The sequence below is a fragment of the Dactylosporangium sp. NPDC051541 genome, assembly GCF_044454505.1.
In the GTDB taxonomy this organism is placed as follows: Bacteria; Actinomycetota; Actinomycetes; order Mycobacteriales; family Micromonosporaceae; genus Dactylosporangium.
In genome coordinates, this window is sequence record NZ_JBITDU010000002.1 from 1,195,065 (window position 1) to 1,211,411 (window position 16,347).

General features: G+C 71.2%; 10 protein-coding genes. 6 read left to right on the forward strand and 4 right to left on the reverse strand.

The window, feature by feature from the left end; genetic code table 11:
• The first annotated feature begins 119 nt into the window (after positions 1-119).
• A complete protein-coding gene (locus ACIA8L_RS13075) occupies positions 120-1,361 on the forward strand; it encodes a low temperature requirement protein A (protein ID WP_395903737.1) in 1,242 nt (413 codons plus the stop codon).
• A gap of 154 nt (positions 1,362-1,515) precedes the next feature.
• Here the strand turns inward: ACIA8L_RS13075 and ACIA8L_RS13080 are convergent, their stop codons facing one another.
• The gene (locus ACIA8L_RS13080; RefSeq protein ID WP_395903739.1) at positions 1,516-3,846 is read right to left on the reverse strand and encodes a beta-L-arabinofuranosidase domain-containing protein; all 2,331 of its coding nucleotides are present in this window, start codon (positions 3,844-3,846) and stop codon (positions 1,516-1,518) included.
• Positions 3,847-4,164: 318 nt separating this feature from the next.
• On the opposite strand from ACIA8L_RS13080, the gene ACIA8L_RS13085 reads away from it, so the two are divergent.
• Entirely contained in the window at positions 4,165-5,622 is a 1,458-nt protein-coding gene (locus ACIA8L_RS13085) for an endo-1,4-beta-xylanase (protein ID WP_395903741.1), read from the forward strand.
• A 136-nt stretch (positions 5,623-5,758) separates the two neighbouring features.
• Positions 5,759-6,925, forward strand: a complete 1,167-nt coding sequence (locus ACIA8L_RS13090; RefSeq protein WP_395903743.1) for an EAL domain-containing protein — start codon at positions 5,759-5,761, stop codon at positions 6,923-6,925.
• Between the two features lie 51 nt (positions 6,926-6,976).
• On the opposite strand, the gene ACIA8L_RS13095 is transcribed toward ACIA8L_RS13090, so the two are convergent.
• Entirely contained in the window at positions 6,977-8,749 is a 1,773-nt protein-coding gene (locus tag ACIA8L_RS13095) for a discoidin domain-containing protein (RefSeq protein WP_395903745.1), read from the reverse strand.
• Positions 8,750-8,871: 122 nt separating this feature from the next.
• Positions 8,872-9,924: a zinc-binding dehydrogenase gene (locus ACIA8L_RS13100; RefSeq protein ID WP_395903748.1), complete on the reverse strand. Its 1,053-nt coding sequence runs from the start codon at positions 9,922-9,924 to the stop codon at positions 8,872-8,874.
• A 67-nt stretch (positions 9,925-9,991) separates the two neighbouring features.
• Here ACIA8L_RS13100 and ACIA8L_RS13105 point away from each other — a divergent pair, with 67 nt between their 5' ends.
• The 3 genes from ACIA8L_RS13105 (at position 9,992) to ACIA8L_RS13115 (ending at position 12,973) form a co-directional block, all read left to right on the forward strand.
• Positions 9,992-10,771: a helix-turn-helix transcriptional regulator gene (locus tag ACIA8L_RS13105; protein WP_395903751.1), complete on the forward strand. Its 780-nt coding sequence runs from the start codon at positions 9,992-9,994 to the stop codon at positions 10,769-10,771.
• Between the two features lie 11 nt (positions 10,772-10,782).
• Positions 10,783-11,769, forward strand: a complete 987-nt coding sequence (locus tag ACIA8L_RS13110) for a hypothetical protein (protein ID WP_395903754.1) — start codon at positions 10,783-10,785, stop codon at positions 11,767-11,769.
• A 130-nt stretch (positions 11,770-11,899) separates the two neighbouring features.
• Complete coding sequence (locus ACIA8L_RS13115) at positions 11,900-12,973, forward strand: cellulose binding domain-containing protein (RefSeq protein ID WP_395903757.1); 1,074 nt, start codon at positions 11,900-11,902, stop codon at positions 12,971-12,973.
• A 1-nt stretch (position 12,974) separates the two neighbouring features.
• Here ACIA8L_RS13115 and ACIA8L_RS13120 read toward each other — a convergent pair whose 3' ends face one another.
• A complete protein-coding gene (locus ACIA8L_RS13120) occupies positions 12,975-16,241 on the reverse strand; it encodes a GH92 family glycosyl hydrolase (protein WP_395903760.1) in 3,267 nt (1,088 codons plus the stop codon).
• Between the last annotated feature and the right edge of the window lie 106 nt (positions 16,242-16,347).

A 16,347-nucleotide genomic window follows, 5' to 3' on the forward strand; every position in this document is an offset into this window, starting at 1 on the left:
GGATGCCGCCCGCGCGGGCCCACCTTAGGATCATCCGGTCGACCAGTGCTCCGGGAGGTCCGGTGGATCCTGTCTTACCCGCACGGCTGAAGGCTGATCTTCGCCATCGCCTGCGGCCGATGCACGGACGCGATCCAGCCGAGCCCGGCCGGTCGACCACGCCGGTGGAGCTGCTCTACGACCTGACCTATGTCGTCGCCTTCGCCGCCGCCGCCGACCAGCTGGCCGAGCACGTCGGCGAGGGTCACGTCGGCGCGGCGCTCGGCGCATACGCGTTCGCGGTCTTCGCCATCACCTGGGCGTGGATGAACTTCACCTGGTTCGCCTCCGCGTATGACAACGACGATGCGCTGTTCCGCACGGCGACCCTGGTGCAGATGATCGGCGTCATCATCCTGACGTTCGGGCTCCCGGTCAGCTTCGAGGCTTCCGCGCACGGACACAGTCCCAACAACATGCTGATGGTCGTCGGCTACATCGTCATGCGGGTGCCCCTCATCGGGCTGTGGCTGCGGGCGGCGCGGCACGATCCCGGGCACCGCCGCATCGCGGTCGCCTACGCGGTCGTCATCGCCGGGGCGCAGCTCGGGTGGCTGATCTCCGCCCTGGTCGTGGTGCCGGTCGCGGTGACCGTCGGGCTGCTGGTCGCGCTGGCCCTGGCCGAAATGGCCGCGCCCGTGGTCATGGAGCGCCGGCTGGGCCGCCCGCCCTGGAACGCCGGGCACATCGCCGAGCGGTTCAGCCTGCTCACGCTCATCACGATCGGCGAGGTGATCGCCGCCACGACCAGCGCGGTGCTCGCGCTGGTCCGGGCCCAGGGCTGGAGCCCGGCCGCGGTGGTCATCGCCGCGTCCGGGCTGGTGCTGGCCGGCGGGGTGTGGTGGGCATACTTCCTCATCCCGTCACGCACCATCCTCGAGCGATGGCCGGGCCGCACGTTCGTCTGGCGCTATGCGCATCTGCCGATCTTCGGTGCGATCGCCGCGGTCGGTGCGGGGCTGCGGATCGCCACGACAGCCGTGGAGGACAAGAGCCTGTCGGTGCTGCAGATCGCGCTCGCGCTGGCGATCCCGGTGGCGGCGCTCATGCTCATGATCTTCGTGACGTGGAGCGTGCTGATGCGTTCCTACGACCTGGCCCATGTGCCGCTGCTGCTCTGCGTCCTCGTGCCACTCGTGGCCGCGGTCATCGTGCCGTTCGGGTACGGCGCCACCGGACCGTTCGACCCGGCCGACCGGACCAGCCTGACCGTGCTGGTCGTCGCCGTCGCCCTGGTCGCGCTGTCGGCGGTGGTCGAGGTCGTCGGCCACGAGCTCGTCGGCTACCGGCACACCGTCCGGGTACTGGAGCGGGACCGATGATCGCCGGCCGCGGCGCCACCGGCCCGCGCCCGCGCGCCGTTGAACACGCGGCCGGACCAGGCGATCGCCGGCTGCGCCCGACCTGAGCGGCCCGGCCGCCGACGAGCCCGGGCGCCGCGGGCGCAGTGGTTCGGCTCGTCGGCGGCGCGGACGGTCAGGCGTTGCGGACGAGTCGCCAGCGGTTGTCGGCGGTGCCGTTGTCGGAGTCCTGGACCGCGAAGGCCCCGTTCGCGGTCGAGTTGTTCTGGATGGCCAGCAGCTTGCCGCTGTTGACATTGCGGATCTTGTAGGTGCCGTCGCCCTGGTCGAGCAGGGTCCAGCGGTGGTCGGCGGTGCCGTTGTCGGCCCACTGCAGCACGGCGGCGTTGTCGGCGGTGGACATGTTCTGCACGCCGAGGACCTTGCCGCTGTTGACGTTGCGGAACCGGACCGCGGCCCCGTCGGTGATCATCTCCCAGTTGTGGTCGGCCGTGCCGCTGTCGGTCCACTGCAACGCCAGGCCACCGTCGGCGGTCGACATGTTCTGCACGCCCAGCACGAGGCCGCTGCCGGCGTTGACGAGGCGGTAACTGCCGCCGCCGGACCCCTGGCCGTTCGTGGCCCAGTAGACGGTGTAGTTGAAGCCCTGCGCGTCGTAGAACGGGCCCAGGTTCACCGATGCGCCGTTCGCGGTGGCGGTGAAGGCCAGGGCGCTGCTGGACGTGCGGACCACGGAGGACGTGATCAGCGACGGCAGCGACGAGAGGGTGCTGTTGCCGTAGTTGCCGGCCAGGACCGCCGGGCCGTAGGTGAGGGCGACGACGTTGGGGTTGTCGTTGGCGGGGCGGGCGACGACCTGCATGGGTAGCCGGACGGTCACGGTGTCGCCGGACGCCCACGGGCGGGAGATCGTCGCGTAGCTGCCGGGCGTGGCGGTCACGCTCTGGGCGACGCCGTTGACGCTGACCGTGGCGCCGGCGGCCCAGGCGGGGATGCGCACGCGCAAGGCCCAGGTGTCGCCGGTGCCGCCGGTGACCTGCAGCGTCGTCGTGTCGCCGGCCGGGTAGGAGGTGGTCTGGGTGATGGTCAGGCCCCGCTGGCTCCAGGTCAGCACCGAGGGCATGAACAGGTTCACCGTCAGCGTGGTGCCGTTGTAGAAGTAGATCGAGTCCATCAGCTTCGTGTTGATCTCGATGCCCGTACCCTGGCAGCACCAGAAGCTGTTGTAGTCGGTGCTCCAGGTGCCGCCGCCCCAGGCCGGGCCGACGCCGCGCCGGCCACCGGGCCGCAGCGGCGTGAAGTAGGTGACGTGCCCGTGGGCGTCGGCCGGGTTCTGCGCGCCGATGATGTGGTTGAGCAGGGCCCGCTCGTAGAAGTCGAAGTATCCGGCGTTGTCGGGGTTGAGCAGCCACAGCTCCCGGGTCAGCTTGAGCATGTTGTAGGAGTTGCAGTGCTCGCACGTGTCGTTGGCGAGATACCCGGCGATCGCGTTGGGCGGCCGGAAGTGCTCGGCCTGGCTGTTGCCGCCGATGGCGTACGAGTGGGCGTTGACGGTGAAGTTCCACGCGTTCGCGGCGATGTCCCGGTAGCGCGTGGTGCCGGTCGCCTTGTACTCGCGGGCCGCGCCGACCCACTTGGGGATGTTGGTGTTGGCGTGCTGCCCGTTGAGCTGGTCCTGGTTGGACGCGAGGGGGTTGAAGGCGGCGGCGTGGTCGAACCGCTGCGCCACGGTCAGCCAGCGGGAGTCGCCGGTCTGCTGGTAGATGTCGGCCAGGACCGCGTTCATGCCGCCGAACTCGGTGCCCAGCACCGACTGCATCTGGGCGTAGCTGAGCCGGGCGGTGCGCCACTCGACCCAGCCCGCGAGCCGCAGCAGCACGTCGCGGGCCTGGGTGCTGCCCATGTAGCGCCACACGTCGAGCAGGCCGGCCAGGGTCTTGTGGATGCAGTAGTACGACACGCTGACGGCCTGGCCGGCCTCGAGGCCGTTGAAGTCGGACTCCGGGAAGCCGGACAGATACCCCGTGTTGAAGCCGGCGGCGCCGTTGTTGGCCTGACACTTCGCCAGCTCGGCGACCATGTAGGCGGCATTGTCCCGGCACACGGTGTCGCCGAGTACGGCGTAGGCCTGGGCCCAGGCGGACAGGAAGTGGCCCTGCATGTGGGTGCGGAACGGGAAGTTCGGCGCGTCCCAGCCGCCGTTCGCGGCCGCGCCGTTCGTGGACAGCCGGTGATTGGCCCGGAAGTTGTACAGCAGCCGGTCGACGTTGACGAACCGCAGGTAGGCCAGCGTCCGGTTCTGGTTGTCGAGCCACCGGCTGGTCGTCAGCCGCACCTGCCCGAGGTCGAACACGTAGGCCGAGACGCCGATGTCGGCCCGGGCCGGCGCCACCGACGCCGCCGCGTCACGAACGTCCGCGACAACGGCCGTCGCGGCGGCACCGGCCAGCACACCGGCGCCGGTCGCCTGCAACAACCGACGGCGACTCAATGGTACAGAAGACACGCGAACCTCCTGAAAGCGTGATCGGCATCCGGGCGCGGCGGGGTGTTAGCGCTCACATGATGCCCTCGCAAGGCTGCCAGATCATTTCTCGACATTCAAGCGCCAACGTGTGCATGACTTTCGCCGAACGATGTCCATAACACTTTTTGGCCCGGCGAATATCGGTGGTCGTGACCGGTGGAACTTACAAGCATTCCAGCGTATTGCCATCGACGAACGTTGACGCTCGACGTCATACGAAATACGTTTCCGGTCGACGTCGATTCGTCTGGTCCGGGCCTACGGCTCGGCGGTGGATCGCGCAGATAGGAGTCACAGATGCGAGACGTTCCCGGACACCGCACCCGCGGCCGCACCCGGCTGCTGCTCGGCGGCGTCTGCGCGGCCGTGATCGCCGTGTCCTCAATGGCCATGACCACCCTCGCGCACGCCGATCTCAGCGGGCCGCCCGGGTCCACGTTGAAGGCGGCGGCCGAGCGCAGCGGACGGTACTTCGGTGCCGCCATGGGCGCCGACCGCCTCAGCGACTCGGGCTTCCTCACGATCGCGAACCGCGAGTTCGACATGATGACCGCCGTCAACGAGATGAAGCCCGACGCGACCGAGCCCAGCAGCGGCCAGTTCAACTTCAGCTCCGGCGACGCGATCTACAACTGGGCCGTCCAGCACGGCATGCGGGTCCGCGGCCACACGCTGGCCTGGCACGCGCAGCAGCCGCGATTCTGGGCGAGCCTCAGCGGCAGCGGCCTGCGCGCCGCGATGATCGAGCACATCAACGGCGTCATGGCCCATTACAAGGGCAAGCTCGCCTACTGGGACGTCGTCAACGAGGCGTTCGCGGAGAACGGCAGCCGGCGCTCGTCCAACCTGCAGTCGACCGGCAACGACTGGATCGAGGTGGCCTTCCGCACCGCCCGCGCCGCGGACCCGTCGGTGAAGCTCTGCTACAACGACTACAACATCGAGAACTGGACCTACGCGAAAACCCAGGGCGTGTACAACATGATCCGGGACTTCAAATCGCGTGGCGTCCCGATCGACTGCGTCGGGCTGCAGACCCACTTCACCGGCGGCAGCTCCCTGCCGTCCAACTTCCAGACCACGCTGTCGAGCTTCGCGGCCCTGGGCGTGGACGTCGCCCTCACCGAGGCCGACGTCACCAACGCCTCGGCGACGCAGTACGCCGGGCTCACCCAGGCCTGCATGAACGTCCCGCGCTGCGTCGGCATCACGACCTGGGGCATCCGGGACAGCGACTCCTGGCGCGGGAGCGAGAACCCGCTGCTGTTCGACCGCAACAGCAGCCCCAAGGCCGCCTACACCTCCGTGCTCAACGCCCTCAACGCCGCCTCCACCACCGTGCCGGGCACGAGCACCCCGCCGAGCACACCCGTCAGCACACCGCCGAGCAGCACACCGCCGAGCACCCCGATCAGCTCGCCACCGAGCTCGCCGCCGGTGACCGGGCCGCCGGGCACCTGCACGGCGACGTTCCGCCTGGTCAACAGCTGGGGCGGCGGCTATCAGGGTGAGGTCACCGTGGCCAACGGCGGCGCGACGACCCTGAACGGCTGGACGGTCCGGCTGACCCTCGCCGGCGGGCAGAGCATCGCCAACGTCTGGAACGGCGTCAACACCGGCACCACCGGCACGGTCAGCGTCCGCAACGCCAACTACAACGGCACCGTCGGCGCGAACGCCACGACCACCTTCGGGTTCCTGGTCAACGGCGCCAGCAACACCGCCCCCGGCGACCTCGCCTGCACCAGCCCCTGACCCCGCGGCACCCGGCACCGCGACCCCGGCCCGGCGCAACCGACCAGGTTGCGCCGGGCTCGGTCGTTTGGCTCAGCTCGCCCGGTGGAGGGCCGATAGGGCGGCGTCCAGCCCGCCGCACCGCTAGGGAGCCCGGATGCACGCCGCCTTGGGCACCACCGGCGACACCGTCGCGGTCATCATCGCCGCGCGGGCGATCCGGCCGCTGTTCCAGCCGATCGTCGACCTGGACACCCGGTCCGTCATCGGGCTCGAGGCGCTCGCCCGCGGCCCGGCCGGCAGCGCGCTGGAGTTCCCGGACCGGCTGTTCGACGCGGCGCACGCGGCCGGGCGCCTCGGCGAGCTCGACATGCTGTGCGCCGAGCGGGCCCTGGAGTGTGCCGTCACCGCCGAGCACCCGCCGCCGGTGCTGTTCGTCAACGCCGAACCCGGCGTCCTGGACCAGCCCCTCTCGCCGCGCCTGCTCGAACTGGTCGCCGCGGGGCTGCCGTTCCGGGAGGTGCTGGAGTTCACCGAGCGGGCCCTCGCCGCGGTCCCGGGCAGCCTGCTGCGCATCGCCGCCGGCGTGCAGCGCTTCGGCAACGCCCTCGCCCTGGACGATGTGGGCGCCGACCCGATCTCCCTGGCTCTGGTACCCGTCCTGGAACCTGAGGTCATCAAGCTCGACATGCACCTGCTGCGCAACCCCGCCAGCCCGCACACCCGGACCGTCAGCGCGGTCGTGCGGGCCGAGGCGGCCCGGACCGGCGCCGCGATCGTCGCCGAGGGCATCGAGACCGAGGCCGACCTCGGCACCGCCCGGGCCCTCGGCGCCCGCTGGGGCCAGGGCTGGCTGTTCGGCCGCCCGGCACCGCTCGGCGCGGTCCGCCACCGCTACGACCCTGACGCGGCCACCGCCCTGCGGCCGCCCCGGCCCGACTTCCACCTGCCGGCCGCCGACCCGTTCCCACTCGCCGCCCAGCGCGGCCCGGCCACCCCGGCCGACCTCGACGCGGTCCAGGCGGCCGTCGCCGTGCTGCGCGACACCGTCGCCGCCGACGACACCGCGATCCTGATCGCCTCCGGCCCCGACCCGGCCCCGGCCGGCGTCACCGGCTCCCTCGACGAACTGCTCGGCCAGGCCCGCTCGGTCATCCTGCTCGACCGCCCGGTCCCCGACGAGTTCACCGCCGTCGTCATCGGCGCCGGCTACGGCCGCGCGGTCGCCATCCGCCTCGGCGCCGACGCCCGGCTCATCACCCTCGACCGGCTCCCCGACGTCGCCGCGATCGCCCGCGCACTGCTGGCCCGGCACGGCCGCTGAGGCCGCGAACCGCGGGCCGCCGCAGCGGCCCGCGGTTGCCGCTCACCGGTGTCAGCTGCCGTAGACCTGGAACTCGTAGAGCGAGTAGCCGTAGGCCGTCGCCCGCTGGGTGCCGTTGACCCGCACGTAGCGGCCGGAGCCGGTGACGTTCAGGGTCTGGTTGCCGCCGGTGCCGGTCGTGGTGCTGTAGATCGTCGTCCACGTGTTGCCGTCGGCCGAGGTCTGGACCTGGAACGCCTTGGCGTAGGCGGCCTCCCAGTTCAGCGTGACCTTGCTGATCGCGTGGGTGGCGCCGAGGTCGACGCGCAGCCACTGCGGGTCGGTGAACGCGCTCGACCAGCGGGTGGCGGTGTTGCCGTCGGTGGCGTTCGCGGCCGGGGAGGCGGCGTTCTCCGTCGACGACGCGGTGGTGGGCCGGCCCTGGGACAGCAGGGTGCCGCCGCTCGTGCCGCCGCCGGGGGTGCCGGTCAGGCCGAACTCATACAGCGAGTACCCATAAGCGGTGGCGCGCTGCGTGCCGTACACCCGGACATAGCGGCCGGAGCCGGTGACGTTCAGGGTCTGGTTGCCGCCGGTGCCCGACGTGGTGCTGTAGATGTTCGTCCAGTTGGTGCCGTCCGGCGACGTCTGGATCTGGAACGCCTTGGCGTAGGCCGCCTCCCAGTTCAGGTTGACGCTGGTCAGGTTGTACGACTGGCCGAGATCGACCTGGAGCCACTGCGGGTCGGTGAACGCGCTCGACCAGCGGGTGGCGGTGTTGCCGTCGGTGGCCGCGGACGCAGGGCTGCCGGCGTTCTCCGTCGACGAAGCCGTGGTCGGCTTGCCCTGGGCGATGTTCGCGCCGGCCGGGGGCGGGCTGGTCGTGCCGCCGCCCTTCTTGTTGTAGACGGCGACCCAGTCGATGTTCATCTGGCCGCCGGAGATGGTGCTGGCGTTGGGGCCGCCGCCGAACGCGTCGGGGAAGCCGCCGCCCATCGCCAGGTCATAGATGATGAAGAACGGGTGGTGCACGGCGTTCGCCCAGGTGGTGGCGTCCACGCGGGTCGCCGGCAGGGTGAAGTAGTTGACGCCGTCGAGGTACCACCGAATCTCTTCCGGCGATTTGGCCCGGTCGATCTCGACCGCGTAGGTGTGGTAGCCGGTCTGGCAGCCGGCGCACGCCCGCTCACCACTGCCGATGCCCGTCGACTCGTTGCACGGGCCGCCGGGGTTGACGCCGCAGTGCAGGGTGCCGAAGACGGAGCTGCGGCCGTTGATGTCCTCGAGGATGTCGACCTCGCCGCTGGTCGGCCAGGTCGTGCCGGTGCGCAGCGTCGAGCCGAGCATCCAGAACGCGGGCCAGTAGCCGGCGCCGTTGGCCGTCGTGACGTTCGGCTGCTGGATCGAGGACTCCATCCGCACGACGTCACCGGCGTCGGCGCCGAACGTCGCGGCCTGGGTCTCGATCCGGCCCGACGTCCAGCCCGCGCGGGGGTCGGTGCCGCTGTGCAGGGCCCGCAGCACAAGATGCCCGGCCCCGTCCTGGAAGACGTTGGCGGTACTGTTCGTCATGGTCTCGATCTCGCCGGTGCCGAAGGTGCTGCCGGGCCCGGTGTCATACTTCCACGTCCCGGTGTTGACCCCGGTGCCGGCGGCTCCGCCGAACTCGTCACTCCAGGTCAGCGTGAAGCCGGGCGGCGGTGCGGGCGAGGCGGGCGCCGCGAGCTGAGCGGCGTCGGACGTGCCGGCGTTGAGGACCGCGATGACGCCGACCAGCCCGAGCGTGGCGACCGCGGTGGCGCCCGCGATCCATCTCCTGGTGCGGCGTGGTGTTCGGGTGCGCATGGCTCTCCTTGCGGGTTCCTGGCGGGGATAGAGAGCGCTCTCTCGATTCGCACGCTACTCCGACCTCACCCTCCTGCGTCAAGCCCGGAGAGCGATTTCCCGCACCCAGGACACGGGCCGGGTCACGGCACGAGGGCCACGAAGCCCAGGCCCGTCGTGCGCTCGGCCAGGTCGAGGGCGGCCGCCGGGTCGTCGAGGCCGACGGTCAGCAGCTCGATCGCGGCAAGGTCCAGCAGCCCCGAGCGGACCAGGTTCCAGACCGTCGATACCGTCGCGTTGTCGCTCATCCAGGAGCCGCGCACGGTGAGCCGGCGGTGCATCAGGTCGCCGTACGGAATGGTGAGGTCGTGGCGGACACCGCCGACGAGCACGAGGGTGCCGCGGCCGCGCAGGCTGTCGTAGGCGGCCATCGTCGCGTCGGCCGTCGGGGTGGCGCCGAGGGTGTCCAGGGCCACGTCGACCGGGCCGATGCCGGCGGCGTCCGTCGCGCGGTCGCCGGTGAGCCGGTGGGTGCGCACGCGGGGACTGAGCCTGGTCAGCCGGTCGAGGGCGGCGCGGCGGCGGCCGACCGCCGTGACCGTCGCCGCGCCCTCCGCGAGTGCCAGCAGGACCGCCGCGCCGCCCAGCTGGCCGGTCGCACCGATCACGGCGACGTCGCGGCCGGCGAGGGGGCCCGCCGTGTGCAGGCCGGAGGCGGCGATACAGAGCCACGGCAGGAACGCCAGGCGGGCCGGGTCCGGGTAGGCGTCGGCGCCGGGCAGCGCGACGACGGTCTCCTTGGCGCAGAGCGCCTGATCCGCGAAGACGCCGTCGCGCCAGAGGGCGCGCATCCGGTCGGTACGCTCACCGCCCGCGCCGGAGCCACCGAGCCCGACCCAGCCGACCAGGATCTCGTCGCCGCCGCCCGCGTCGAGCAGGGCGGTGTCCACCACGATGTCGCCCGGCGCGACGTGGAACACGTCCGGCGCGACCGCGGTGACCCGCCCGACGCACGACGGTCCGAGGATCAGCGGGACGGGCAGGCCGCCGCGGTCGCCCGTGACGACCCGCTTCGTGTACGCCGGCACGTGCGCGGCGAGCACGTCGACGAGGACGCCACCGCCGTGCGGGGTCGGCGCGGGCACATCGCGGAGGCGGAGGGCATCGCCCGGGGTAGCAACAGTCCAAGCACGCATGAGCCAAGCCTCGCGCGGCGGTAACCTGGTATCCAGAGCCGCCTTATGCTGGTACTGGAGGTGCTAGGTGAGCACGGAGCTGGGCACGTTCCTGCGCAGCCGGCGGGAGCGGATCGCCCCGTCCGACGCCGGCCTGCCGGGCACCGGGCGGCGGCGCACACCCGGCCTGCGCCGCGAGGAGCTGGCCCTGCTGGCCGGGATCAGCGCGACCTGGCTCACCTACCTCGAGCAGGGCCGCGATGTCCGCCCGTCCGGCCAGGTGCTCGACGCCCTGGCCCGGGCGCTGCGGCTGAGCCGGGCCGAGCACGAGCACCTGCGCCGCCTCGCCGGTGGGGCGGGGCCGGTGGATCAGGACACCGCCGAGGAGCCGACACCCGAGGTCGCGGGCGTTCCGGCGCTGCTGGGCGACAATCCCGCCTACGTCACCGGCATCTGCTACGACGTGCTGGCCGCGAACGATGCCGCGGCAGAGCTGTTCCCCGGCGTCGCGCCGGGCGGCAACGTCGTGCGCTGGATGCTGACCGAGCCCGCCGCCCGCGAGGTGCTGGTCGACTGGGAGCAGGAGGCGCGCAACATCGTGGCCCGGCTGCGGGCGATCGCCGGGCGGCACCCCGGCCATCCGCGCGTCGCCCGCCTGGTCGCCGACCTGACCGAAGCGAGCCCGGAGGTCCGGGCCTGGTGGCCGCAGTACGACATCCAATTCAGCCACGCCGGCCACAAACGGCTCCGGCATCCCCGGCTCGGCCCGATCACCGTGGCGCACGCCGCGTTCCACGTCGCCGAGCACCCCGAGCAGACCCTGGTCGTGTATCACCTGCCGATCTCCGCCCAGCCCCGTCCGGCTTAACATCCATGTCCATGGTCCGCACCACGCCGCCGCGCCCCGTGGACATCGCCGGTCTCGTGCCCGGGCTGCGGGAGCACGCCACCACCGCCACCCGCCTGCACCCCCGGCCCGGCGATCCGGCCGTCGCGGACAGCTCGGTCGGCGGGCCGCTGCTCTGGCCGGCCGGCGAGGCGTGGCCGGTGTGCGACGACGCCGCGGCACATGAGCCGTCCGACCTGACCACCCCGGCTCTCCTGCGCCGGCGGCGGGTGATCCTCGCGGCCGCGGACGCCCGGGAGCCGCTGGCGAGCGGCGAGTTCCTGACCGCCGAGGAGCGGGCTGAGCTCGACGCCGCCGACGAGCTGGACGTGGACGAGCTCGGCCCGGACCCGATCCCGCTGATTCCCGTGGCCCAGCTGTACCGGCGCGACATCCCCGACTACGCCGGCCCGGACGGCACCGACCTGCTGCAGGTGCTGTGGTGCCCGGTCGACCACTCGGACCGGCACTACAGCCCGCGTGTCCTGCTCGTCTGGCGCGACAGCGCCGCCGTCGGCCCGGTCCTGGAAGCGCCGCCCGAGCCGCCGCTGATCAGCGACCTGTACCTGCCGGTCCCGTGCACCGTGCGGCCCGAACAGGTGCGGGAGTACCCGTACGCCGCCCTGCTCCCCGATGACCTCCGGGAGCGGATCCGGGCGTGGGACCGAGCCGATACCGACGGTCCCCGATATCACGCCGACCTCGCGATGGCGCCGGGCTGGAAGGTCGGCGGGCACGCGAGCTGGGCACTGACGGACCCGTACCCGGTGGACTGCGCGGTCTGCGGCGCCGCGATGACCTTGACCTTCACCGTCGCCTCGAGCGACTGGAACGGCCGGGACTGCAGCTGGCGCCCGGCCGGGGAGAGCCCGGACGCCGCGTCCGACAGCGCCGGCGTCCAGATCGGGCGCGGCTACCAGCTGCACATCTTCCGCTGCCCGGCGTCCTTCGAGCATCCCCCGGCCACCACAATGGAGTGACGTGGAAGTTTCGCGCTGATCAAGGCGCCTGCGTTCACCCCGCCGACGCTGCGTGACCGGACGTTGACGCGATGTCCGGGCGTTCCTATGGTTCGGCCTGACCGGCTCCGGCGTGGGAAGGACGAGAGTCATGGCTGTCTCCAGGCGCTCAGCGGCGCTGGGCATTCTCGCGAGCGCCGCCGGCACGGCCGCGCTCGCGCTGCTGTTGACACCGGCGACGGCCGGTGGCGCGCCGCCGATGACCGCCGCCGCGGCGGCCGCCCTGACGGGCCCGTGCAGTGCAACCGCGCACGTGGACTCGCAGTGGCCCGGCGGCCAGATCGTGACCGTCACGATCACCAACACGGCGACGACGGCCGCGACGAAGTGGGCCGCGACCTGGACGCTCGGCCCCGGCCAGCAGGTCGTGTCGGCGTGGAACGCCACCGTCACCACGAGCGGCGGCACCACGACCGCGGTCAACGCCGCCCACAACGGTGCGCTGGCACCGGGCGCGTCGACCAGCTTCGGCCTGCAGCTGTCCGGCCCGGCCGGGACCCCCGCGCTCGGCTGCGCCGACGACGCCGCCGCCCCGTCCACCGGCGGCGACGTCACCGTCACCGAGGCCGACACCGGCCGCACCGTCAGCCTGCGCCCCGGGCAGTTCCTGACCGTGAACCTCGGACCCCAGTACCTCCAGCCGACGGTCAGCGGCACCGCCGTCGTGCCGTACTCGGGGTCGGCGAGCGGCGGCTACCCGACCGGACAGCCGCTCGTCGCGGTGTTCCGCGCGGTGACGCCGGGCTCGGCCGACGTCACGACCCACACCGACGCCGCCTGCCTGCACGACCCGCGGCCGTGCACGATCCCGATCCGGCTGTGGCAGGTGCACGTCATCGTGCTCGACGTGCCGCCGACCGGACAGATCGTCACCCTCACCCAGGTCGACAACGGCCGCTTCCTGAGCCTGCACGTCGGTGACCTGCTGGTGGTGAACCTGCGCAGCGCGTACCGGCCGCTGGAGCAGACGAACCCGGGCCGGCTGCTCCTGCGCGACACCACCGGCGGCTACCCGACCGGCCAGCCGCTCACCGCCCGCTACACCGCCGCGATCGAGGGCCCGACCGACCTGGGGACCGTGACGGACAACCCGTGCATGCACCAGCCGACGCCGTGCCCGACGCCGGCGGTACCGTGGTCCGTGCACATCACGGTCATCCCCTGAGTCAGCCGAGCAGTTCGAGCTCGGCCAGCTGGGTCTCGGCGGCGCCGTGGTTGGCGGTGATCTGGAGGCGGTAGCGCGAGTACGACGTGGTGTTGGGGATGACGAACGCCCGGGTCTGGCGCCGGTCGACGAAGTCGATGTTCGTGCGGGTGTCGACCGTCGTCCACGTGGTGCCGTCGTCGGAGCCCTGCAGCGTCCACGCCTTCGGGTCGCGGCCCGGCACGTCGTCGGCCGACGTCAGCGTGTACTGCTTGACCGTCGCCGCCCCGGTGAGCTGGCAGGTGATCGTGGCCGTGTTCGCGAACGCCAGCCACTTCGTCATCGACGTGTCGTCGACGAGCATCGCCCGGCCCTCGGCGGTGCCGTTCTCCGCGCTGGCGGTGACGGTGCTGCCGGTGGCCTTGTCCCGCAGCTGCACCGGTGCCGCCGTACCCGACGTCATCGAGGCGGGGAGGTCGGCCGCGCCGGTCCCCCACGACGACGGGTTCGGGCCCATCACGAAGTTCAGCGTGCCGCCGGCGGTGAGGTCGGCGTGGGTCAGGTAGTTCTTCGTGTAGGTGACGCCGTTGAGGGTGGCGGACTGGATGTAGCGGTTGGTGTCGCTCACGCCGGGCGCGGTGACCGTGAACGTACGGCCGTTCTCCAGGGTCATCGTCGCCTTCGGGTGCAGCGGCGCGCCGATGGTGTAGTCGGTGCTGCCCATCCGGGCCGGGTAGAAGCCCATGGCGCTGAACACGTACCAGGCCGACATCTCGCCGTTGTCCTCGTCGCCGAGGTAGCCGTTGCCCGTTCCGGCGCCGGAGTTGTACAGCGTGGTCAGCACCTTGCGCACCTGGTTCTGCGTCTTGGCCGGCGTGCCCGCGTAGTTGTACATGTAGAGCATGTGGTGGATGGGCTCGTTGGAGTGCGCGTACTGGCCCATGTTGGTGTCGTACGCCTCGGACATCTCGTGGATCGTCCCGCCGTAGCAGCCGGGGAGGAAGTCGCGGGGCGCGGCGAGCACCGCGTCGATTTTGGCGGACAGCTGGGCTTTGCCACCGTACAGATTCGCCATGCCGTTGGGGTCCTGCGGCGCCGCCGTCGCATAGTGCCAGGGCGCGCCCTCGGTGAATTCACAGCCCCACTCGTTGGGTTTGAAATTGGCATCGGTGGTACGCCACGAGCCGTTGGACTGCTTGCCGCGGAAGAACCCGACCGACGGTGAGAACAGGTTCGTGTAATCGAGGGCCTGATTGCGGAAGTACGCCGCGTCCTCGGTGAAGCCGAGCGCCTGCCCCAGCTGCGCGATGCCGAAGTTGTTGTTGGCGTCCTCGAGGGTCCAGGCGGCCGACTCGCCGAGCACGTCGGTGGCCACGTACCCCTTGAACACCGACGTCTGGATCGCCTTGCGGCCCTTGTTCCCGGCGCCGGAATAGGTGCTGGCGTTCTTCACCATCGACGCGTACGCCGCCTGGTAGTCGAAGTTGCGCACGCCCTTCATGTAGGCGTCGGCGAAGGCCAGGTCCTGGTTCGTGCCGACCATGATGTCGATCGAGCCGGGCCCGGTCCAGCGCGGCGTCCAGCCGAAGTTCTTGTACGCGTTGACGATTCCGTCGAGCATCTCGCCGGAGCGCGTCGGCGCGAGCAGATTGTACAGCGGCCACACCGCCCGCGACGTGTCCCAGAAGCCGTTGTTCACGTACATCTGTCCATCGTGGACGGTGCTGTCGTACGGGCTGAAGTACTTGCGCACCCCGCCGACCATTTCCGAGCGATTGTTCGGGTACATGAAGGCGCGGTACATATTGGAATAGAACGTGGTCATGTTGTCGCCGGTGGCGCCCTCGATGCGGACCTTGCCCAGCGCCGCGTCCCAGGTGGTGGCCGCCTCCTCCTTGACCGTGTCGAACGTCTTCGACCCGACCTCCTGGCCGAGGTTGGCCGCGGCCTGGGCGACGGAGATGAACGACGTGCCGATCTTCAGGGTCACCTGCTCGTCGGCGGCCGTCGCGAAACGGACCCAGCTGGTCGCGCCCTGCCCGGTGACGGTGCCGGAGGCGGCGATCGCCTTGTCGACCGTCGCCGAGATGTACAGCTGCTGCCCGCGGTGGTTGATGGAGCCGGAGATGGTCTGGGTGGCGGTGTTGACGGTGAGCGAGCCGCTGGCGCTGTCGACGGTGTCGAACAGGATGACCGACTCGGCCGCGGCCGGGAAGCGGAAGCGCATCACGCCGGCGTGGTCGGTGGGCGCGATCTCGGCGGTGATCCCGTACGTGTCCAACTGCGTCTTGTAGTAGTGCGCCCGCGCCACCTCGTTGCTGTGGCTGAAGGTGGACCGGCGCGCGTCCGGTGTGGACTTCAGGCCGCCGGTCATCGGCATGACCTGCAGCTGCGCGTAGTCACCGATCCACGGGCTGGGCTCGTGGCTGATCGCGAACCCCTGGACCGTGCTCGCGCTGTACTCGTACAACCAGCTGTCGTTGTTGCCGTTCGTCACCGGCGTCCAGAAGTTGAAGCCGTTCGGGACCGTGGCGCCGGGGAAGGTGTTGCCGCGCGAGTAGCTGAAGTTGGAGTTGGAGCCGCGCCGGGTGTCGACGAAGTCCGACAGCCGCCCGGTCGTGCTGCCACCGGCCAGGATCGAGATGTCGTCGAAGTATCCGCGGAAGGTGCCCGTGTTCGCCGGCTGGTCGTAGGCGATGAGGATTCGGTCGACGGTCTTGCCCGCGAGCCAGTTGCCGATGTTCGACGTGACGTTGTTCCAGGTGTTGAAGGCCAGGTGCGTGCCGGTGCCCTGGAACGTCGGGTGGACCCGCACCCCGTACTGGTCCACCGCCCCGGAGTCGCGCAGGCTGCTGCCGTCGGTGAAGATCAGGTCGACGGCGACGTCGAGGTGCCCGCCGGACTGCGGGTAGACCCAGTAGGACAGCGTGCTCGACGCGCCGATCGGGATGTCCACGTCGAAGATCCGGTTGTACGAGTACGACGAGGTCGTGCTCGTGTCATTGCCCGAATACATGAGCGCGGTGGTACCGCCGTGCGCCGTCTCATTGCGCGGAGCACTCTCCATCGCGGTCAGCCCGCAGCAGTACCCCCCGATGCCGGCACTGCTCTCGACGCTGTTCTGCCACGTCGGCGCCGGATCTCCGGCCTCGAACCCGGAGATGAAGTCCCCGGCCGCCGCGGCCGCGGGCGCTTGGATGACCGCGGCGCCGAGCAGCCCGGCGGCGAGCGCCGCGAGTGCGGCCCAGGCCCGGATCCGCGGAACCTTGCGGTGCGGGAATGCGGTCATTGCGGCAACCTCCGGGGGCGCAGCGGCGGTGAGCGCGCCTGGCGGGGCGGCGCCGACCGGACAGAGGCGGCTGTCCATACGCAGCACACCGTCATGCCCATCTTTT

What these genes read in the sequence shown, in the direction of transcription:
- ACIA8L_RS13075 (WP_395903737.1), top strand. Translation starts at nt 120, where the DNA reads ATGCACGGACGCGATCCAGCCGAGCCCGGCCGGTCGACCACGCCGGTG.
- ACIA8L_RS13085 (WP_395903741.1), top strand. Translation starts at nt 4,165, where the DNA reads ATGCGAGACGTTCCCGGACACCGCACCCGCGGCCGCACCCGGCTGCTG.
- ACIA8L_RS13090 (WP_395903743.1), top strand. Translation starts at nt 5,759, where the DNA reads ATGCACGCCGCCTTGGGCACCACCGGCGACACCGTCGCGGTCATCATC.
- ACIA8L_RS13095 (WP_395903745.1), bottom strand. Translation starts at nt 8,749, where the DNA reads ATGCGCACCCGAACACCACGCCGCACCAGGAGATGGATCGCGGGCGCC.
- ACIA8L_RS13100 (WP_395903748.1), bottom strand. Translation starts at nt 9,924, where the DNA reads ATGCGTGCTTGGACTGTTGCTACCCCGGGCGATGCCCTCCGCCTCCGC.
- ACIA8L_RS13110 (WP_395903754.1), top strand. Translation starts at nt 10,783, where the DNA reads ATGGTCCGCACCACGCCGCCGCGCCCCGTGGACATCGCCGGTCTCGTG.
- ACIA8L_RS13115 (WP_395903757.1), top strand. Translation starts at nt 11,900, where the DNA reads ATGGCTGTCTCCAGGCGCTCAGCGGCGCTGGGCATTCTCGCGAGCGCC.
- ACIA8L_RS13120 (WP_395903760.1), bottom strand. Translation starts at nt 16,241, where the DNA reads ATGACCGCATTCCCGCACCGCAAGGTTCCGCGGATCCGGGCCTGGGCC.